Annotated in this window: 15 protein-coding genes; 5 read left to right on the top strand and 10 right to left on the bottom strand. The window is 57.9% G+C overall.

The features are described 5' to 3' along the window. Positions 1–15: 15 nt before the first annotated feature. The 6 genes from ccsA to N3J91_12530 all read right to left on the bottom strand — a co-directional run bounded on the left by ccsA (position 16) and on the right by N3J91_12530 (position 7537). The gene (ccsA, locus tag N3J91_12555) at positions 16–1944 is read right to left on the bottom strand and encodes a cytochrome c biogenesis protein CcsA (GenBank protein ID MCX8157255.1); all 1929 of its coding nucleotides are present in this window, start codon (positions 1942–1944) and stop codon (positions 16–18) included. Then, positions 1941–3113 carry a cytochrome c biogenesis protein ResB gene (locus tag N3J91_12550; protein MCX8157254.1) on the bottom strand — a complete coding sequence of 391 codons (1173 nt, stop codon included), beginning with the start codon at positions 3111–3113 and terminating at the stop codon, positions 1941–1943. Before N3J91_12550 ends, ccsA begins: the two co-directional genes overlap by 4 nt. Beyond that, a complete protein-coding gene (locus N3J91_12545; protein MCX8157253.1) occupies positions 3103–4086 on the bottom strand; it encodes a hypothetical protein in 984 nt (327 codons plus the stop codon). Before N3J91_12545 ends, N3J91_12550 begins: the two co-directional genes overlap by 11 nt. Before the next feature lie 217 nt (positions 4087–4303). Continuing rightward, positions 4304–4702, bottom strand: a complete 399-nt coding sequence (locus N3J91_12540) for a hypothetical protein (GenBank protein MCX8157252.1) — start codon at positions 4700–4702, stop codon at positions 4304–4306. Positions 4703–4859: 157 nt separating this feature from the next. Further along, the gene (locus N3J91_12535; GenBank protein MCX8157251.1) at positions 4860–5228 is read right to left on the bottom strand and encodes a hypothetical protein; all 369 of its coding nucleotides are present in this window, start codon (positions 5226–5228) and stop codon (positions 4860–4862) included. 509 nt (positions 5229–5737) lie between these two features. After that, the gene (locus tag N3J91_12530; GenBank protein MCX8157250.1) at positions 5738–7537 is read right to left on the bottom strand and encodes a phosphoenolpyruvate carboxykinase (GTP); all 1800 of its coding nucleotides are present in this window, start codon (positions 7535–7537) and stop codon (positions 5738–5740) included. 224 nt (positions 7538–7761) lie between these two features. Here N3J91_12530 and mnmA point away from each other — a divergent pair, with 224 nt between their 5' ends. Continuing rightward, entirely contained in the window at positions 7762–8838 is a 1077-nt protein-coding gene (gene mnmA, locus N3J91_12525) for a tRNA 2-thiouridine(34) synthase MnmA (GenBank protein MCX8157249.1), read from the top strand. A gap of 74 nt (positions 8839–8912) precedes the next feature. Then, complete coding sequence (locus N3J91_12520; GenBank protein MCX8157248.1) at positions 8913–11141, top strand: acyl-CoA/acyl-ACP dehydrogenase; 2229 nt, start codon at positions 8913–8915, stop codon at positions 11139–11141. A 50-nt stretch (positions 11142–11191) separates the two neighbouring features. Here N3J91_12520 and N3J91_12515 read toward each other — a convergent pair whose 3' ends face one another. Then, on the bottom strand, positions 11192–12058 hold the full coding sequence (locus N3J91_12515; GenBank protein ID MCX8157247.1) for a glycerophosphodiester phosphodiesterase: 867 nt from the start codon (positions 12056–12058) through the stop codon (positions 11192–11194). 597 nt (positions 12059–12655) lie between these two features. Here N3J91_12515 and N3J91_12510 point away from each other — a divergent pair. Together N3J91_12510 and N3J91_12505 are read left to right on the top strand one after the other, a co-directional pair. Next, positions 12656–13213, top strand: a complete 558-nt coding sequence (locus N3J91_12510) for a hypothetical protein (protein MCX8157246.1) — start codon at positions 12656–12658, stop codon at positions 13211–13213. Between the two features lie 455 nt (positions 13214–13668). Then, entirely contained in the window at positions 13669–15117 is a 1449-nt protein-coding gene (locus N3J91_12505) for a hypothetical protein (GenBank protein MCX8157245.1), read from the top strand. A 12-nt stretch (positions 15118–15129) separates the two neighbouring features. Here the strand turns inward: N3J91_12505 and N3J91_12500 are convergent, their stop codons facing one another. The 3 genes from N3J91_12500 to purF all read right to left on the bottom strand — a co-directional run bounded on the left by N3J91_12500 (position 15130) and on the right by purF (position 18720). Beyond that, positions 15130–15498, bottom strand: coding sequence for a hypothetical protein (locus tag N3J91_12500; GenBank protein MCX8157244.1), 369 nt, complete (start codon positions 15496–15498; stop codon positions 15130–15132). Between the two features lie 120 nt (positions 15499–15618). Further along, positions 15619–16956 carry an NADP-specific glutamate dehydrogenase gene (gene gdhA, locus N3J91_12495; GenBank protein ID MCX8157243.1) on the bottom strand — a complete coding sequence of 446 codons (1338 nt, stop codon included), beginning with the start codon at positions 16954–16956 and terminating at the stop codon, positions 15619–15621. Positions 16957–17256: 300 nt separating this feature from the next. Then, positions 17257–18720 carry an amidophosphoribosyltransferase gene (gene purF, locus N3J91_12490; GenBank protein ID MCX8157242.1) on the bottom strand — a complete coding sequence of 488 codons (1464 nt, stop codon included), beginning with the start codon at positions 18718–18720 and terminating at the stop codon, positions 17257–17259. A 159-nt stretch (positions 18721–18879) separates the two neighbouring features. Between purF and N3J91_12485 the strand changes: the two genes are divergently transcribed. Further along, on the top strand, positions 18880–19749 hold the full coding sequence (locus N3J91_12485) for a transglutaminase-like domain-containing protein (protein MCX8157241.1): 870 nt from the start codon (positions 18880–18882) through the stop codon (positions 19747–19749). The last annotated feature ends 14 nt before the right edge of the window (positions 19750–19763 follow it).

The following is a 19763-nucleotide window of genomic DNA, read 5'->3' as shown; positions in this document are numbered from 1 at the left end:
GGCCGTCCGGGCGCTTCACGCTTTGGCGTCCGAAGGGGCGGGTGATGCTTTGGCAACATTGATCTCAGGTTTGCAAGCAGAGAGCGGCTCGTCTTTCATCATGGCATTCCAAACCATGAGTCCCACGTTAAAAGCAGCATAAGCGAAGAGGGCCAGGGAGGCTTTATCCATGAAACCGTAGGAATGCAGCCCCACGCCCAGCATGTTTACGCCAAACCAAGACCAGGCCGTCACCACATTGCCGAAAATGGCTACATTCATCAGGGCGTGCTCGCTCCACAATTTGCTCCACCGGGCGTGCAAATAGACCGCGCACCACAAAACGATGAGCAAGGCGCCGTTTTCCTTCGGGTCCCAGCCCCAGAACCGGCCCCAGGATTGGTCTGCCCAGATGCCGCCCAGCACAGTGCCGACAAAACTGAACAGGGTGGCAAAGCACAACACCCCATACACCATGCGTGACAGCGCCTGCCCGATGGGCGTAGTGCCAACGCTGCCGGGCAGGCTTTGCTGGAGGCGGCCCGTCCAACGCAGAAACACATAAAGCGTGGCCAGCAAGCCGGCCACGAACATGGCGGAATACCCCAGCGTGATGGTGACGACATGGGTGGCCAGCCAGAAATTACTGTCCAGTACCGCCCGCATCATTTCCATGGTGTCGCCGCTGAGGGAGAGGTTGTGCGCGATGATCAAAGTACCAAATCCGGTACAAGAGGCGGCTAAATTGCCAATGCCAAGGCGGTAAAATCTTTCCAGCAGCAACCCCAGGACAACGGCCGCCCACCCAATGAAAATGGCCGAGGAATAGAGATTGGTGACTGGGGGGCGGCCTTCAAGGGCCATGCGATATACCAGACACAGGGTATGGACCGATCCTCCCAGGACGATGAGCCAATAGGACGACTTGCGCAACGTTTCGGACCAGGAAGGGAGGGTGCCCATGGCCACCAACCCACCCAATGAAAGCAGCAAGGCCCCGACATAAAGCACCAGGGCGTGGTAAAAGCCCTGAAAAGCCTGGTACATGAATTCCCAGCGGGCCTTGCGCACTTCTTTGGTCAAGTCGTGGCTGATGAGCCATTCCCGGTAATCGCGCACGGCCTGGTTAAACTCAGCCGGGTCACCCTTTTGCCAGGCGGTGGTGATGCGCCCATACGCCAGGATTGCCGGGTGGAGTTGTTGCGAGCTTAAACTACGCATTAAACTAACCCCGATATTGGCCCAATCTTCGCGGTTTTGCTGCGGGTCCAGCGGCGGTATGATCAACGGATAGGCATTGCGTGACATTCGCTCATAGCGCTGGGCCAGTTGCATCAGGCGCTCGAGGGCCTTTTGGTCAAATTCTTTGCCCTCCCGCCGGGCATGAAACGCCGCAATCCCCCCCGGCAACAGTTGCTGAAACTCCTGTAAATCCGCCAGATAGTTGGTGGTGCCTTCCGGCATGACACTCCATTTCAACCGCTGGTAGAGGGCCAGAGCATTAAACAAGCGCCACATGGCCCGCTGGAAAGCCGTGCGCTGGGCGTTTTCAATTTTATTGATCTGGGCGGCCTGGCGTTCAATTTCATCCAACTGCGGCTCCAGTTCATTGAAGCTGAAGTACTTTTCATTTTCCGAGAGTTTCAGAAGGCTCAACACCTCGCCATTATCAATGCGGAAGATTTTCTGGCCGTCGGCCTTATCGGGTTGGGTGAACACCTCCAGCAACCATTCGGTGGCCGGCATGGAGCCGCGTCCCGGCACATATACGGTTTGGCGGGTGCGTATCTGCAGCAGCGAATTGCGCGCGACCGAATCCAACGGTTGCACGCGGCCATTGGAAAGCACCGGCAGGCGTCCAAACTCGGACAGCTCGAAGCCGCCGGGCTTGGGCATGGGACGCAGCCCGGACAGGACATAGAGCACGCCGAGACTCAAGAGAATCCAGGGAAGGTTCTTTTTCATTGGGCGCCTCCTTTGCCTTGGGCGCGGGTGAAGTTCATCAGGGTCAAGATAAAGTGCAGGGTTAAACCGATGCCGACCAGCAGGCACGCGATGTAGGGTGTCAACCAGCCGGGGTTGCGCACCACCTGTAAAATGCTTACGCGGGGATCATTGGGATCGTAGCTGCCCTGATAAAATGTCTGCCCCCCATACCGAAGGGGATTATTCATGTAAATCAGCACCTCCCGGTTTTCGCCGGTTTGATGATTGATCACGCGGACGCGGCTGGCGAAGTTTTTGGGGATTTCCGTGCCAGGGTATTTTTCATGGGTAAACTTGATCAGCTCGATGCTGAAGGGTTTGTAAACCCGGACCGGACGGAAGATGAGCTGCCATTGTTTGTTTCCGTGGGTGAAAGTCTGGGCCTCGCTCAGCAGGGTGGACACCAGCCAGGTGCCCTTGGGCACCCCCTCCCCGCTTAGCTCGATAATGGCGGAGGGCAGATTCTTTTCATCTGAGCGCGTGGCCAGCGGGACCTCGCGCACCACGAGGGTGCGGCCAAACCCCTGGGTGGCGGCCGGTTCGTTGGTTTCGTTGGGCGGCCGGTTTTCCAGACGTGAGTTGGGAAAGAATTTGCGCACTTGGATGGTGAATGGGAGGGCTGGATGTGCAATGTGACTGCGGGTGGCCAGAAGCTGCTCCGGAATGGCCACCACCGTGTCGTGCTGGGGGTGGGAGGTGTCAATAACGGCCAGCTCGTGATAAAAAGCGCTTTCCGAGTAATTGCTGGCTTGTCCTTCCACCAGACGCATGTGCGTCTCCCGCTGAAACATGTCGGTGACCAGTTGTCCCAACAGCAGCAGGATTAATCCGCCATGCACCAGGTAAAGGCCGATTTTACGCGGCACGATGTTGCCGGCGCGAAATTGGGAAAAAATAAGATTCAGCACCAGCACGCCCCCAATCAGGTAGCCGCCGGGGAAGATGACGGGCAGGATGAACTTCTTGCCGAAGAAGTGCACCGTCAGCGAGGAGAAAACGATGAAGCTCTGAAAGTACTCCTTTTGGGCCCGGTAAAGCCCATGTTCCACCTGGGCGAGGGTGCCAATGAAAACCAGCACCATGGCGGCGCAGAGACACCACACGGTCAGCCGCATTGAGCTGAGCCAGTCCAAAATCTTAGTGAGCATGGGGATATTTTACGGAACGCACGAACGAGAGAAAGGCTTCCTTTTCGCGGGCCGCCAGTTGGGCGTCGCCGGTGAGCTTGTAGAACCAGGTTTGGCCGCCGGAGGCCACACTGAGCACCAGCATGCGCGCCGGTTCACCGGTTTTAGCCCAAGTGCCTTCCATTTCATAAAGTGTAACGCTGCGTCCATTGACATCCACCGGCGTGCCGAGTTTGGGCAATTCCTCGGCGGTTACCGGGGGCAGCAACAACTGCCCGCGCCAGCGGTTGACGTTGGGCAGGGGGCCGCCACCGTCGCCTGCCAGGGCGCTGACCGTGACCTCCGCCTGCCGGCCCTGCTCATCTTTAATGGTAAACTTGGCCGTCAGCATCGGGCCGGGTGGATTTTGGGCCTGCCAGTGCGGCGGCACCTGCCACTGGGGCAGCGCCGCGGTCTCGGAGGAGCCAGCGGGAGAGTTGGCGGCTATAGCCGGGGGGGTATCCGGAGTGTCGGCGGTCCAGTTGAGGCTTTTCAGAAAAGCCAGGAAATCCTTGCGGGCCTGGCTCACGGTTTCATCCGGGCCGCTCATTTTGATGAACCAGGAGACGCCATCCTGCTCATAAACCGCGGCCAGAATCCGCATTTTGTATTTTTCCTGGATGAGGGGTTCAGCACTGGCCAAATCATACAAATCCCCCTGGCCGCTGCTGATTTCGACCCGGCTCACGGCCGCCTCGGCAGCGGCCTTGTCCACGGCTGGCAGGCGCAATTGTTCCCGCCAGATGTTCAAAATATCCTCACGGCTGGCGGTCATCCCCGCCAGTGGCACAATGGATATTTCGGCCTCCAAACCGTCTTTGCCCGGAACAACAATTTGCGCCACGCGCATTCTTTGGGCCGGTTTTTCGCTCCAACCCTCAGGGAGTTTGAATGAGAGCGAACGTTGCCTGCCCATGCCGGCCATGCCATGGGCATGGACGTCATCGGCGGGCATGCGCGGCTGACTTTGCTCTTTGGGGGCCTGATAAACATGAATTTCGGTGGGTTTGCATGCCGTCAGACTTAGGGTTGCGGCTATGAAGACCCATGCAAGATTGCGCCTCGTTATTTCGCGAATGCAAATCACCACGTTATTATTCCCCACTTTTGGGAAAGTGCAAGGGAAGCTGTGAAGCATGAACGTTCCAGCGTTGTGCCGCATCCCAGCCGGGTCAACGGAACCTGGGCCGCACTTCCCCCAGCGCGGCGATGGCTGCGACCACCAAAATCCATGCGGGGAAAACCGCCACACCGGGCAGGGCTTCCATGAGCAAACCTGCCAGCAAAGGCCACCGCCATCCCAAGACCACGAACAACAGCAGCGCCGTCAAAAAGTCCAGCCCCAATTGCAATGGCAACACCAGTTGAAAGGCAATCGAAAGGGCATCGGACAAGGCGGCAATAATGAAAGCCAGGATCAGCTTTTTGCGGTTCAGCCAGCGGGGGAGGGATTGAGCGCCGATTGCCGGCTGGGAAGTGGACTCGGCCGCGGCTGGCAATACCTCGGGTACAACCAGTGATGGTTCTGGCCGGGGTTTGTTTTCCGGTGGGGGTGGCGGCTTGGGGATCATGTAAAATAATATACCATTGCAAGCCTCAAAATCAGATTCATCCCTGCAGATAATGTAACTTTACCCTGCGGCAGCACAATCACGTTTATAAGCCATACAAAAATAACACAGGGCACCCTTGGGTGCCCTGTGAGTATTGTTTATTAATTCAGGAGGTTCAGGCTTGAGGGGCGGGCGAGGAAGGCTGCCCGGCTGGAGCCGAGGGGGCAGCCCCGGCGGCAGCCGCTTTCTGAGCGCGAATCTTTTCCCATCGCTGTTTCTGCGCGGCTGCAATCCGGGCTTTGGCGGCCTCGCTCATCTTGCGAGGACCGCGCTTCCGGGTTTGCTGTTCTTTGGCGGCTTTCGGCGCAGCTTTCTGGCGTCCGCGCTTTTTCTTTCCGCCCAGAGCGGCGACCGCTTTTTCAACATCAGCCGTTTGTCCCGCCAACACGGCGTTAATGGCGTTCAAACGCTCCTGTAATTGGTCGCGTTCTTTTTCCAAAAGTGCCCGTAGTGTAGCGAATTCTTTCAAAACATCAGATTTCATACAAGATCCAAAGTACTCTTAGTAATTGATTTATCAAGAGTTTTTTTATATTAGTTAATGCAACTCATTTTTTACAACTAAAAGTTAGACGGAATGCCATTAATCCATTGCTTCTCCGCTATCAGCAGGCCAAATAGATATCTTCGAGCAATCGAAGAGTTTTCCAAGCAGACCGGAGAAATGTTGAAATAAGCAAAACGCATCCATCCTGGACTAAAAAATTGACATTATTTACAGGTTGGCGCAGGCATTCCTCATTGATTCACAAATAATTAAAATGTCCCAAGAATATTTGGGAAGGAAAGTTGTGCTTATTCGCCGTCAGGGAAATCCACTCATGGGAAAAAGAGTTTTTTTATTGGCCTGCCGCCTGATCAGAGTCGGCGCTGCATTAAAGTCTGATTTGTTTGTAGTCCGAATACCTACAACAAAAATTATTCTATTCCAAAAACTGAATCTATAGGTTTTGTATTGCCCGGCTATATTGGACTTTTCGCAGACACCCTGCTCTAGGCCAGGCGCTTCTTTAATTCCTCCAGTTGTTGAAATAATGCCGCTGGCATTCGGTCGCCGTACTTTTGATAATATTCCTCAATATTTTTAACTTCATTGAGCCAGCCTTGTTTATCGACAGACAGAAGTTCATGAACATCTTCCGCCGGCAGGTTTAGGCCATTCAAATCGAGGGCGTCAGGAGTGGGTAAGTTACCAATGGAAGTGGCTGCTGCTTTGGCTGTACCTTCGACCCGCTCGCAAATCCATTTTAATACTCGGCTGTTTTCGCCATACCCCGGCCACAGCCATCTGTCGGTGTCACTCTTACGGAACCAATTGACAAAGTATATTTTGGGTAGTCTGGCCGGATCAGTTTTTTGCGCAAAGGACAACCAGTGAGCAAAATAGTCCGCCATGTTGTAGCCACAGAAAGGCAGCATGGCAAAAGGATCGCGGCGCAGAACCCCGGCTTTGCCCAAGGCCGCCGCTGTGGTTTCTGAACCACAGGCGGAGCCAAGGAAAACCCCATGCTCCCAACTGAGCGCCTCATTCACCAACGGGATGGTAGAGGGCCGGCGGCCGCCAAAAAGGATGGCTGACAATGGCACACCTTCCGGCCGCTGCCAGTCAGGATCAATCACCGGACATTGCGCTGCCGGCGCCGTGAAGCGCGAGTTGGGGTGCGCCGCCTTGCGGCCACAACCCGGCTTCCATTCCTGTCCCTGCCAGTCATTGGCTGTGGCAGGGGCCGGCACCCCCATGTCTTCCCACCAGACGTCGCCGTCCGGGGTGAGAGCGACGTTGGTGAAAATGGTGTTGCGGGCGATGGTGGCCACGGCGTTGGGATTGGAGCGCATGGAGGTACCCGGAGCCACGCCGAAAAAGCCTGTTTCGGGATTGACGGCGTAGAGCCGTCCATCCTGGCCCAGGCGAATCCAGGCGATGTCGTCTCCCAGGCAAGTTACTTTCCACCCCGGCAAGGAGGGGCGCATCATGGCCAGATTAGTCTTACCGCAGGCGCTGGGGAAAGCAGCGGCGATGTAGTACTTTTTGCCCTGCGGCGAAGTCAGACCCAGGATCAGCATGTGCTCGGCCAGCCAGCCCTCGCGCCGGGCCTCCACACTGGCAATTCGCAACGCCAGACATTTTTTGCCCAGCAGGGCATTGCCGCCGTAACCTGAGCCATAAGACCAAATGGAGGGCTCTTCGGGAAAATGAACAATATATTTTTTGGCCGGATCGGGCTCGCAGGGCCAGGAAACATCCGCCTGGCCGGGGGTCAACGGCGCGCCGACGGAGTGCATGCATGGGATGAAATCCCCCTGCCCAAGCGCCTGAAGGACCTCGCTGCCCATCCGGGTCATGATCCGCATGTTGACCACAACGTAGGGGGAGTCGGTCAATTCGATGCCGATCTTTCTTATGGGCGATTCCAAGGGGCCCATGGAAAACGGTATGACGTACATGGTGCGGCCGGCCATGCAGCCTTGGAACAACTTCAGGAGTGTCTGCTTCATTTCCGCCGGCTCGGCCCAATTATTATTGGGGCCGGCATCCTCACGGCGTTGAGAGCAGATGAAGGTGCGATCCTCCACCCGGGCCACGTCGCTGGGATGCGAACGAGCCAGAAAACACCCCGGCCGTTTTTCTGGATTCAGGCGAATGAACGTCCCAGATTGCACCATCAGGTTGCAGAGGTGCGCGTTTTCAGCCTCGGAGCCGTCGCACCAATGCACCCGCGCGGGCTGGCAGAGTTGGGCCATGTCCTCCACCCACTTGAGGAGGCGTTGATTTTGCGTCTGCGCTTGCGCCATGGTCATAAATTAGCGGCAATTCTTGTTGGCAGGCCGGCCTTAGTCACCGGCATTTGCTTATAAATGCCGGGTTACAGTAGAAACTTGGGGCCGGGTTAGCCAGCAAAAAACTGGTGGGCGCGTCCTGCTTTAAGGTGCCAGAAGAGGGGAGATGAGGGGGCCTAATTGAGCATGCCTCCCTTTACACCCGGGGGCGCTGCGCCTATGTTGGCCTGATTGTGAACATCAACCCCAAACGGGTGGTGGTGGGCATGAGCGGCGGGGTGGATTCCTCCGCCGCCGCCGCGCTTTTATTGGCCCAAGGCTACGAGGTCATTGGGGTCACCCTCAAGCTTTGGCCCCAAGATTGTGTCAACCGTGCCGAAGACAAGTGTTGCGGGCCGCAGGCGGTCATGGATGCCCGGGCGGTTTGCCACCGGCTGAACATTCCCTATTACCTGGTGGACGAGGCGGAGGAATTTCAACGGCTGGTGATCCAATACTTTGCGGACGAATACAAGGCCGGGCGCACCCCCAATCCCTGCGTGATGTGCAATGAACATCTGAAGTTTGGCAATTTGCTGCGCAAGGCCAGGGCGTTGGGCGCCCAATATGTGGCCACCGGACACTATGCCCGAATTCGGCGTGACGAGAGCAGCGGCCGCCACCTGCTGTTGCGCGGCACGGATGCACGGAAGGATCAGAGTTATTTTTTATTCAGCTTGCGGCAGGAGCAACTGGCGCAGGTGTTGTTTCCCCTGGGAGACCGCACAAAAAATGACACCCGGGAGGTGGCCCGCGAGTGCCAGCTCAAAACGGCGGCCAAGGAGGAAAGCATGGAAATTTGCTTTGTGCCCGACAAGGATTACGGCAAATTCCTGCGCGTGGCCGGGCTGGTGAAGCCGCATCGGGGGGACATAGTGGATTTGCATGGCCGGAAGCTGGGCGAGCACGAGGGGATCGAATTTTATACCATCGGCCAGCGCAAAGGGCTGCGGATTTCGCATCCCACACCTCTTTATGTGGTGGATTTGGATCCGGTGCACAACCGGGTCATCGTGGGCGGGGCGGAGTCACTGGCGCGGACGGAATTAACAGTGGAACGATGCAACTGGATTGCCTTTGCCCGACCGCCCGCCCAGTTGGATGTCCAGGCCAAGATTCGTTACAACCATCCGGGCGCCCGTGCCGTGGTATTCCCGGCGGCGGACGGCACGGCGGAGGTGCGCTTTGCTGAACCGCAGCGAGCCGTAACCCCCGGTCAGGCATGTGTTTTTTATCAGGGGGAACTCGTGGTGGGCGGGGGCTGGATACGTCGTTAAAGCGAAAGGGGGGAGGCTTTCACTTGCGCCGCCGCGTGCCGGCAGGTACAAAAGGCGCAACAGATTGCACAATTATGCCAACCGAAAGCGCAGTACCACAAGAGACCCTGCAAACCCTGCCGTCCGACGAAGTGCGCCAAATCATGTGGCGCTTTGCCGATCGCTACGATCTGGCCATGCTGGTTCAATCCACCCGCGCAGTGGCCCGCGGGCCGGTGGCCCGCCTGGTGGCGGCGGGGGGCCGCAACACGCATGAATGGACCGAGGAAAAGAACAACCTGCTCAGTGTCTTTGACGCCGCCGGCATCACGGCCGCCTATCTGGAGCCGGAATATGGTGGTTTCATCGAAGGCCCCAAAAACCTGGCGCTGGCACTCATGGCCTTTGAACTGGCCTGGGTGGACGCTGGAGCGGCTACCGGCAGCCTCGCGGGCAATTTGGGATTGTCTCCCATTCATGAGCGAGGCACCCCGGAACAGCGCGAAAAATACATGAAACTTTGCGCCCCGCCCAAACCGGGGGAGAACCGGCAGCCGTGGCGCGCCGCCTTTGCTCTCACAGAGCCCCTGCCATACGTTGGGGTGGAGACGGGTTTGCTCAGCGGCAAGGTCCGCGTGGCTGAGTGGAAGGAAGGGGAAGAACCCCTGCTGCAGGTGGACAAGCGCGGCCGCTTCATTACCAACATGGGCTTTGCCAACGTGGTGACCGCGGCGGTAGACTCCGCTGACCCGCGCATCAAAGGCAGTTGCATGATCATTCTGGAGCAGAACGATCCCGGGATTTTCGACCGCGGCGTGCCCACCCGCAAACTCGTGCATCAGCTTTCGTCCACCCGCGATCCGGTGTTCAGTTTGAAAGTGCCCGCCAGTCGCATCATCGGCGGTTACACGATCAAAGATGGGGTCATCATCCCCAACTACACTCATGGGGAAATTATCGAGGCCGTTTTCCGCCGCACCCGTGTGACGGTGGGCGTCATGACCTCGGCCAAGCTGCTGTCAGCTATCGAGCCGGTGATTCGCTACCAGCGCACACGGTTTCGGGGGGGCGAAGGAGATCCCGACTCCCCGCGCAACCAACTGGGTTTGCAAACCAAGGAAGACGTCGTGCAGCGGCTAGTGGACATCTGGGCGACGGGCGAAGCCAGCGCGTCGCTGGGGTTTGAGGCGGCGCGTTTGTTTGACACGCTCGACCCCCTGGAGCGACGCAAGGATCAGTTGCTCAAAGGGCAAAAAATTGAAGGCGGCCGCGCGCAAATGAAATTCCTGGCCCGGGTGGGTGAGCAGGCCATCGAGTTGCTGGCCTTGGAGGCCAAACCAGAGGCGGAGCGCGATGCGGCACGTTACGCCGAATTAAAAGCCAATGAGCTGGTGCAGTTTGTGCTCCTGGATTCGCTGGCCAATGTGCTGTGCCCCGCCTGCAAGTTGTGGAACACCGGCCATGGCGCCAACATGATGCGTGAAGCCGTGAGTCTCATGGGCGGGTACGGTGTCACCGAGGATTGCCCCGGATTTTTGGGGCACAAATGGATGGACGCGCAACTGGAGGCCACTTATGAGGGCCCGGAGGCGGTGCAGCGCCGCCAGTTGTCCATCACCATGACCCAGGAGGTTTTTCTGGCCCAGTTCAAGCAGTGGATTCAGCAGATGCGGCAGATCGGCAGCCAGCATCCTGATACGGGGGCCTGCACCCTGGCCACGACCATGCAGATGTGGCTGTGGAGTCTGGAGCATCTGCAAAATGCCAGGGACGCCGAGGGCCGCAAACTTTACCAGAGCAACCGTCACGGGGTCACCTTCCCGCTGGCCGATGCGCTGTGCTGGCTGCTGGCAGCCCGCAGTTTCATTATGGATGTGTTGGAACTGGGCGTCCGTGGATCGGAAAACCCCGCGGTGGCCCCGGGCTTGCCGGGCCTGTTGCGCTTCATGAAGGACCTGGCTCATGTCCAATGTGCCCGGGCGGCGGGGGAGGTGGGCCGGATTTGTGCCGAGCTGGTTTTTGGCTACAACCGCCATCCCGAATGGACGCCGGAAGCCTGTCAACGTTGTTATTTGGAAGAGGATTTGCAGGCCCTTGAGTCGGTGATTGCCGGCATTGCCGGCAGTGCGCCGGAGGTCACGCCGCCAGGAGAAAGCCATCCCCTCAAGGCCGGCCCGTGTGTGTGCATGGAAGGCCTGGAGGGCTTTATCCGATTGCGCATTCGCCTGGACGGCTGTCTGACTGGCGCGCGGCTGGCCAAGGATCGTGCCGCGGCCGCGCTGACCAAAGTCATGATTCCCGAGGCATTGGATTACCCGGTGTAAGGGACTGCTGGGAAAAGGGGCGGGTTCCACTCCGCCCCCGGTTTTTTAGGTTAACGCGGCTCTGGCGCCGATTTTTGAAGCTGTTGTCGGAGCCACTGCGGGCGGTTGGTGGTGAGGCTTCGCACTCCGGCGGTAACGAGCCGGCGTGCTACGGCCGGATCGTCCACTGTCCACACAAGCAGCTCCAAGCCAGCCGCACGCACCTGTTCCACGAAGGCGCTAGTAATGGGCCAATCATAATGTAAATCCAGACCATCAAAGCCTGCCTCCCGTGCGCGGCGAATCAGATCGGACAATTCGGGCAGCCTGCCTGTTTTAGTGTCGGGTTTGTAGCTGTGCAAAAAATAGTGGGCATGTTGCGGTAGGCGTTGTTTGGACTGCCGCAGTGCCTCGTAGTTGAAACTGATGATGGCCATTTCTTCAGGCCGTCGCCGACTTTCCTTCAGGCAGCCCTCCAGGGCGGGCAAGATTTCCGGGCCGCACTTGATTTCCAACACAGCGCGTTTGCCGGGGGGAATAGTGCCGAGGATGGCTTCCAGGGTGGGAATACGTTCACCTTTGAACCGAGGGGCTTTCCACGCGCCGACATCCAACTGCTGCAGCTCCGCCCAGGTTTGCTCGGCAATTTTACGCTTCACGCCGGCGGTGCGCCCGGTATCAGCATCGTGGCAGACCACAATTTTGCCATCCTTGGAGAGCCATAAATCCAGTTCAATAGCGTCAGCCCCTTGTTCCCATGCCATTTTCATGGCGGCGAGAGTGTTCTCGGGGGCATCAAAAGAAGCCCCGCGATGGGCAACAAATTCGATCGTGGGAGCGGCGGGCAGCGCGGGAAAACTGATCAGGCTTCCCACCCACAGCAGCACGGCTGTTGACAGCAGGCGAAAAACGGCAGCATCGTGCCGGGCATCATTCATGGCCAGCTATTCTACCCCCAACAGTTGCTTCAGACAACCCACACCAAGCCTTTCCCACATTCCCCTTTTCATTTTCGGACGAGATGAAACAAGGAAAATTGGGGTATTTAAATTCCGGACATTTCGCATTATCGTCCTGTCTCAGTGGTTTACCCGCCAAAATCAACAAGGCATCCAGCTTGAGCTCAATTACGTCATCCAACACCAATCATCGCAACCCCGCCGGCTTGGTAGTCGCCGCCGGCGGAGATAGCTCTCGAACTGAACCCCTCCTCTCTTCCCTATTTTGATGTTGAAACGCGGCGGAGCTCTGTTTTGGCAACAGCGGACCCCAGAAAAGGGGGCTATTGGAGGCGCAGGAAGCCTCTGCGGCTCCTGAAGACATTCAACCTCCCTCTTGACCGCCCAAATCTCCCCCTCGGCATCCTTCCATTGTCAACCCTACTCACATCCCAATATTTATTGGATTAATTGCTAAACCAACCCTTTCCACTTGACGACATACAATATGGTCATTAGTAATCTGCGAAAGGCATTAAAGAAGACTTGTCATGCTGGATTTCCTTCCATTGGGTGGAAAATCATCTGCGCAAAGTTATGAGTGTTATTGATATTTGTCTAAATCACTACCACACTCTTTTTTACCCAGCAAGCATATTGATTTTCGGCATGCTTTTGTTGTGGGTCCGCCACGATCAGTCGCCTCAGACGGCATTGCGGATGGCTTTTTCGATTGGATGTTATTTGGTAGTTCAGTCAGCTTACGACCTTACCGGTGGGGATTTATTCGCTTATGTCATTCTTGGTAGTATTGCTTCGGGATGTATCGGCATTGCTTGGTTCGACAAGTTGGCGCAATCGTTGGTAGACGCCATTTGGGGTTTTTTCGATTCAGTGGACAGCGATTCAGGCGACGTGGAACTGGCAAAAGAGGAGCTGAAGCGGTTAAGCCGTTGGGCGGCGGAGGAAAGGCATCGCAAGGTCATCCGCGTAGCGGAGCGTCTTCTTAATACCAAGAGACACAACCCACGGGTATTGGAAGCGTTTATCCAGCGTGCCCGGCTGGCCGTTCAGGAGGAGGAGCATTATGAGCGTCAAATGAAAAAGGGAATATTTACCACCACCATTCGCTTGCATAAGGAGGAGGACAGATAATCCCCAAGCGTTACGAGTGTGAAAAAAAGGTAAAACAAGGGGGTTCTGCCGGATATATTGCCTTACGAACCTGTTCACTATCACCAAGCTAAAATCCGGCTAAAACTGGCATTTCTCAACCAACACTGACCACTCCATTCTCGCAGACTGGTAGTCGCCAGCTGCCGAGCTCAATTCCAAACCGAACCCTTTTCCCCTCCCCAGTGAAGCTAATGTATGCTAAAGACCGAGGCCCTGGGGTGCTTTGTGCCTTGAAAAGGGGATTTTGTAGTGCGTAAGCTAAGCCGGCTCATAAAATCGCCATACTCCACCCAGTCCGGCCACACGTCACAACTTGACATCGATCACTTCTCCATTCCATTTACATCAAGACGACTTTAGTAATAGGCGGCTGGAAGCGCTTTTAGGTTGGCCCGGCGCGGCCGGCGGTGTAGGTTCGCTTTGCGGAATCCACTATGCGCGACAAATCAGGCACCCGAGCAGCTCCCATGCAGGCTTCTGGTGCGCCTGCTGACGTGGATGGTTTTGCGGCCTCCTGGCAACGCACGGCCATTCGCGCCCTGCTGGCGGTGGCCATGGCGAGTTCCTTATACCTGCTGTATGTATCGCTAAGCGGCGGCGGCGTTGCTGGTTGCGGGCCGGATTCCGGCTGCGACCGTGTTTTGCGCAGCCGCTGGGCCTATTGGTTGGGCGTGCCCGTAAGTGCCCCGGCGTTCCTGGCCTATGCCAGCCTTTTCACGTTGATGACTCTGTACCCCCGCCAGACGACAGAACGCAGACGCCAATTCTGGGCGGTGGTGCTAGGCTTGTCGGTGCTGGTGGTGGGAGCCGCTTCCTGGTTTGTGGCGCTCATGCTTTTCGCCATCAAGGGCCTCTGTCCTTTCTGCCTCGCGGCGCATGGCTCGGCAGTGGCCGCCGCCCTGTGGATCATTCGTTCAGCGCCTGTTAAATCAGAACCTAAATCAACCAACAAAAAGCAGAAACAAGTGTATCTGGCACCCGCGTTGGCATGGCGTTTCACTGGGGTCGGTCTGGCAGCGGTAGGGGCGCTGATTGGCGGCCAGTTGGCTTTCAAGAAGTCGGGGCACGTAATCAAAACCATCGCCCCTCCAGCGGCCCAAGCGGCCGCCAATTCCAATCCTGCACCTGCCCTTGCGCTCGCTCCCCCCCCAACGCTGGCGCCCACTCAACAGCTCATCACCTCCGCGCCCCCGCCGACTACCAACCAGGTGACCCCGCTTCCCCTGGCCCAGACCTCCGCTCCTTCCCCTGCCCCGCCCGTGGCACAGCCGGGACGCACCGGTCGCCTTATTTCCACCCATCAAGGAGCGTTTCAGTTTGATTTAAATGACGTCCCGCTCCTGGGGTCACCGGATGCCCCCTACGTTATTGTGAGCCTCTTTGATTATACCTGTCACCACTGCCACATCATGCACGCGCACCTGCGCACGGCCTTGCAATATTTCAGCAACCGCCTGGCCATCATCAGTCTGCCGATGCCATTGGACAGCACCTGCAATCCGCTGATCCGCCGCACCCACCCCACCGCGAGCAACGCTTGCGTCTATGCCCGGCTGGGACTGGCCGTGTGGCGGGCCAACCGGCAGCGTTTCCAGCAGTTTGATGACTTCATGTTTTCCCGGCCCCAGCCGCCCCCAGTCGGCGAAGCCAGTGATTTCGCAGCCAATTTGGTGGGAGCTGATGCCTTGGGACGAGCATTAACCGATCCCTGGATTGACGCGCGATTGCGCACCAGCATCTCCCTGTATCACACGAATTACTTGATTTTGGGCACCGGCGCCATGCCACAACTGGTCCTCGGCAACAAGGCCCTCGCAGGAAGCCTCAACAGTCCCGGCGATTTAATTCGCCAGCTCAATGAGCATCTTTTCAAACCGCAATAGTTTTCGACCGCCTCAAGGCGCTGCGGGTTTCTCCCCAGCTTTGCGCTCCAATTCGGCGATCAGTTTTAGCTGAATCTGGACCGCCGGGTGCTGCTCTTTGCAGGTGCGGCGTAATTCCGCCAGTCTTTCTCGCGCCAGGGCCAGTTCGGCTTGCGGGGTGGCCGGCGTGCGGCGCTGGCGTTCCAAATCTTGTATGCGCCGCAACTCTGCCTGCACGGCGGGATGGGCCTCCTTGCACACGCGGCGAAGTTCCGCCAAGCGGGCGCGGGCAGCCACCAGCGCCGCCTCTGTTTCGCCTGCTGAAGCCACATCCGGAGCGGCGGCGAGGCTGATGGCCCAGCCTGCAGCCAGGGCGCCTAGTAATGCGAGATTCCTGTGCACAATCAAAGGTTATCCCACTGTGGCCTTGGCGCAAGATGCAAATCAAAAAGGCGGCTGGATTTACTCCAGCCGCCGTTGATTCGCTTGCGTCTGGCGGATTCCGCCAGTGCCAATGCAGCCTTAAACCAGGCCCTGGTCCAACATCGCATCGGCCACCTTAACAAAACCGGCGATGTTGGCGCCGACCACGTAATTGCCCGGCTGGCCGTACTCGGCCGCGGTTTCGCTGACGTTCTTGTGAATGGTGACCATGATGCGATGCAGCTTCTGGTCCACCTCCTCGCGACTCCAGCTCATGCGCATGGAGTTCTGCGACATTTCAAGGCCCGAAGTGGCCACGCCGCCGGCGTTGGCCGCCTTGCCCGGCCCGTACAGAATCTTCTTGGCCAGGAACACCTCGACGCCCTCCGGATCGGTGGGCATGTTGGCCCCTTCGGCCACCAGGAAACAGCCGTTATTAACCAGCGTGCGGGCATCCTCGCCGCTGATTTCGTTCTGGGTGGCGCTGGGGAAGGCACAATCGCAAGGCACTTCCCACGGCCGGCGACCATCCACATATTTCGCGCCGAACTTGTCCGCGTACTCCTTGATGCGCCCGCGGCGAACGTTCTTCAAGTCCATCACCCAGGCCAGTTTTTCCTCATTGATGCCGTCCTTGTCGTAAATGTAACCGTTGGAGTCGGACAGGGTGACCACCTTGGCGCCCAACTGATTCAATTTCTCGACGGTGTACTGGGCCACATTGCCCGAGCCGCTGACCGTGCACACCTTGCCCTCGAACGAGAGGCCCCGGGTCTTGAGCATTTCCTGCGCAAAATAGACCGCGCCATAACCCGTGGCTTCCGGACGGATGAGCGAGCCGCCCCAGTTCAGGCCTTTGCCCGTGAGCACACCATTAAATTGCTTGGTCAGGCGCTTGTACTGGCCAAACAGGAAGCCCACTTCGCGACCGCCCACGCCAATGTCGCCGGCCGGCACGTCCACATCATCACCGATGTGCCGGTAGAGTTCGGTCATGAACGACTGGCAGAAGCGCATCACTTCGTTGTCCGATTTGCCCTTCGGATCAAAGTCCGAACCGCCCTTGCCACCACCCATGGGCAGCGTGGTCAGGGAGTTCTTGAAGATTTGCTCAAAGGCCAGGAATTTCAAAATGCTGGCGCACACCGTGGGGTGAAAACGCAGGCCGCCCTTGTAGGGGCCCAGCGCGCTGTTGAACTGAATGCGGAATCCCCGATTCACCTGCACCTGCCCTTTGTCATCCAGCCAGGGGACGCGGAAAATGATCTGCCGCTCCGGTTCCACGATCCGTTCAAGGATCTTGCCGTCGCGATACTTTTTATGACGTTGAATGGCCGGCTCGATGGATTCGAGCACTTCGGTGACGGCCTGCAGAAATTCCGGCTCGTTGGGGTTGCGCCGGCGCACAATGTCGAGGGTTTCCTGAATGAGTCCCATAGTATGAGGTGTAAGGTTAGGGGTTGAGCCAGCAGCCCACCGCCGCCGCGGGGGTTGTGGAGTTGCATCCCCGCCCCCACCACAGGGCCAGGGCAACAGCAGGCCGGCTGGTTAATGTCCACAACATATTGTAAGACGGGCTAATGTATGCGAACCCAAAAAAAGTTTGTCGAACAATTATTAATACAGCTCACAAAGTATTAGCTGAAACCATAATTGAGAAATTGTTTTTAGCTTTACTAATCATCCACCGACACTCGTCCCGTCCCTTGGGCTGGATGAGCCGGGGCGGAAGTTGAGTTATATCAGCCGGATCTGGCGCTGCTCCCGTTCCAGCGCTTCGCTCACCGAGGTGAGCCGCGCCCGGCGGCGTTCCATGATATGTTTGTCCAGCGCGGGATCGTAGGGCACCGGATATCGTCCATCATAACAAGCCATGCAGAAGCAGGAAGCCGGCCGGCCCGTGGCCGCCACCATGCCCTCCTGGGACAGGTAATGCAAAGAATCCGCATTCAGGTAGCGGCGAATTTCATCCTGACTGCAATTGGCCGCCATGAGTTTGCTGCGATCCGGAAAATCAATGCCATAAACGCATGGGTGCATGTGGGGAGGACAGCTCACCAGGACGTGCACCTCCCGCGCGCCGGCCTCCTTGAGATTGTGCACGCGCGTGCGGCACGTGGTGCCCCGCACGATGGAGTCATCCACAATAATCACCCGCTTGTCACGCACCAGGTCCGGAATGAGGTTCAACTTCACCCGGACGTTCATGTCCCGAATCAACTGGGTCGGCTGCAAAAAGCTGCGCCCAATGTAATGATTACGGACAAACGCCATTTCAAAGGGTATCCCGCTCTCCAGCGAATACCCCAGCGCTGCGCAGTTGCCGCTGTCGGGCACGGGCACCACCACATCGGCCTCGATGCGATGCTCCCGCGCCAGTTGGCGGCCCATCTCCACCCGCACCTTGTACACATTGCGCCCGGCGATGTGGCTGTCGGGCCGGGCAAAATACACGTATTCAAAAATGCAAAAGGCCTCCCGCTGATGCTCGGGAAAGGCCTGGATGCTCTTCAGCCCCTCCCGGCTGATCACCACGATTTCCCCGGGCTCAACGTCCCGAAGATAGCGCGCATGGATGAGATCAAAAGCGCAGGTCTCGCTGGACAACACATAGGCTCCGTCCAGAGTGCCGAGGGCCAGAGGACGAAATCCATGCGGATCCCGCACGCCGATCAACTCCGTCTCGGTTAGTATGACCAGGGAATACGCCCCCTCAATGCGCCGGACCGTCTGAACGAGGTTGTTTTCCGCCCCGCCCAGCGAAGGCTGGGCTAATAAATGCAAAATGATCTCGCTGTCCACTGTGGTCTGGAAAATGGAACCGCGCCCTTCAAGCTGCTCTCGCAGAATGGCGGCGTTGGTAAGGTTGCCATTGTGGGCAATGGCAATCTGCCCCCGGGCACAATCCACGGTGAGCGGCTGGGCGTTGCGCAGATGCGAGGAGCCGGTGGTGGAGTACCGCGTGTGTCCAATGGCAGCATGCCCCTGCAGATGGCGCAACACGTCGGCGCCAAAAACCTGGGACACCAGGCCCATGCCGCGGTGCACGTGAAACTGGCGGCTCTCGTCGCAGGTGACAATGCCTGCGCTTTCCTGCCCGCGATGCTGCAGGGCATACAGTCCGTAATACGTCAGTTCCGCGGCGTTGGGATGTCCAAAAACGCCGAAAACGCCGCAATAATGTTTGGGGTGGTACGGCATAGGTGCGCGCCCAATGCGCTCCTATTCCAACGGCTTTGGCCGGTTGGCGCAAGTCCAATTACCGGCCAAGCTACGGCAGGTGCGCCTCCTGCACTTTTGATTTGAATAATTTGCCCAAATAAGCATCAATTGTTTTGCAGTCCAATTGCATTAGTTGACATGAAACCAACGTCCGGCACCGTCCTGCCCAGGTTGTCTGACGCCCAACGCGAAGCGCTGATCAGCCTCCTGGGCGATGATGACCCGGCTGTCCACCAGGCCGTGCGGCAGAAGCTTCTGGCTTATGGCCACGAAGCGGCGGATTGGCTGCGCCCCCACCTGGCCAGTCCCGATCCTCTGCTGCGTCAACGTGCCAAAAGCATCGTGCTGCACTTTGCCCGGCAGGACGCCGACAATGAATTTCTGGCCTTCTGCCTGCGGCAGGGCGACGACTTCGACCTGGAGGAGGGCGCCTGGCTCCTGGCGCGCACCCAGTATGCCGACATTCAGGTGGAGGGGTATCGGGCGCTGCTGGATTACTTTGCCCAGGAACTTCGCCAGCGCCTGCGCCCCTGCTCCAACTCCGTGCAAATGCTGGGGGTGATGAACGACTTCCTCTTTGTTCAGGAACAATTTCACGGCAACGAGGAGGATTATTACCACCCCGACAACAGTTATCTCAACCGCGTGATTGACCGGCGCACAGGCAATCCCATCGGCCTGTGCACCGTATATTTGTTGATTGCGCGGCGCCTTAAAATGCCCGTCGCCGGCATCGGCCTGCCCGGCCACTTCATTTGCCGTTATCAGTCACCCACCGAGGAAATCTACATTGATCCCTTCAACGGGGGGCGTCTGCTGACCAAGGCCGACTGCGTAAAGTATCTGCACACGCATCATCATGGCTTGTACGATGAATTCCTGACCCCGGTCACCCCGCGGCGGATGCTCATGCGCATGTGTTCCAACCTGCACCAGATTTACCAGCAGCAGCGGCAATCGGAGGAGGCCATGCGCCTGCAACGCTATCTGGTAGCCCTGGCGCGCTGATCGTCCACGGGGCC

This window comes from Verrucomicrobiia bacterium (genome assembly GCA_026414565.1).
GTDB lineage: Bacteria > Verrucomicrobiota > Verrucomicrobiia > Limisphaerales > Fontisphaeraceae > Fontisphaera.
This window is presented reverse-complemented; position numbering and strand designations above follow the sequence as displayed.

What these genes read in the sequence shown, in the direction of transcription:
- ccsA (MCX8157255.1), bottom strand. Translation starts at nt 1,944, where the DNA reads ATGAAAAAGAACCTTCCCTGGATTCTCTTGAGTCTCGGCGTGCTCTAT.
- N3J91_12550 (MCX8157254.1), bottom strand. Translation starts at nt 3,113, where the DNA reads ATGCTCACTAAGATTTTGGACTGGCTCAGCTCAATGCGGCTGACCGTG.
- N3J91_12545 (MCX8157253.1), bottom strand. Translation starts at nt 4,086, where the DNA reads ATGCCCGCCGATGACGTCCATGCCCATGGCATGGCCGGCATGGGCAGG.
- N3J91_12540 (MCX8157252.1), bottom strand. Translation starts at nt 4,702, where the DNA reads ATGATCCCCAAGCCGCCACCCCCACCGGAAAACAAACCCCGGCCAGAA.
- N3J91_12535 (MCX8157251.1), bottom strand. Translation starts at nt 5,228, where the DNA reads ATGAAATCTGATGTTTTGAAAGAATTCGCTACACTACGGGCACTTTTG.
- N3J91_12530 (MCX8157250.1), bottom strand. Translation starts at nt 7,537, where the DNA reads ATGGCGCAAGCGCAGACGCAAAATCAACGCCTCCTCAAGTGGGTGGAG.
- N3J91_12520 (MCX8157248.1), top strand. Translation starts at nt 8,913, where the DNA reads ATGCCAACCGAAAGCGCAGTACCACAAGAGACCCTGCAAACCCTGCCG.
- N3J91_12515 (MCX8157247.1), bottom strand. Translation starts at nt 12,058, where the DNA reads ATGAATGATGCCCGGCACGATGCTGCCGTTTTTCGCCTGCTGTCAACA.
- N3J91_12510 (MCX8157246.1), top strand. Translation starts at nt 12,656, where the DNA reads ATGAGTGTTATTGATATTTGTCTAAATCACTACCACACTCTTTTTTAC.
- N3J91_12505 (MCX8157245.1), top strand. Translation starts at nt 13,669, where the DNA reads ATGCGCGACAAATCAGGCACCCGAGCAGCTCCCATGCAGGCTTCTGGT.
- gdhA (MCX8157243.1), bottom strand. Translation starts at nt 16,956, where the DNA reads ATGGGACTCATTCAGGAAACCCTCGACATTGTGCGCCGGCGCAACCCC.
- purF (MCX8157242.1), bottom strand. Translation starts at nt 18,720, where the DNA reads ATGCCGTACCACCCCAAACATTATTGCGGCGTTTTCGGCGTTTTTGGA.
- N3J91_12485 (MCX8157241.1), top strand. Translation starts at nt 18,880, where the DNA reads ATGAAACCAACGTCCGGCACCGTCCTGCCCAGGTTGTCTGACGCCCAA.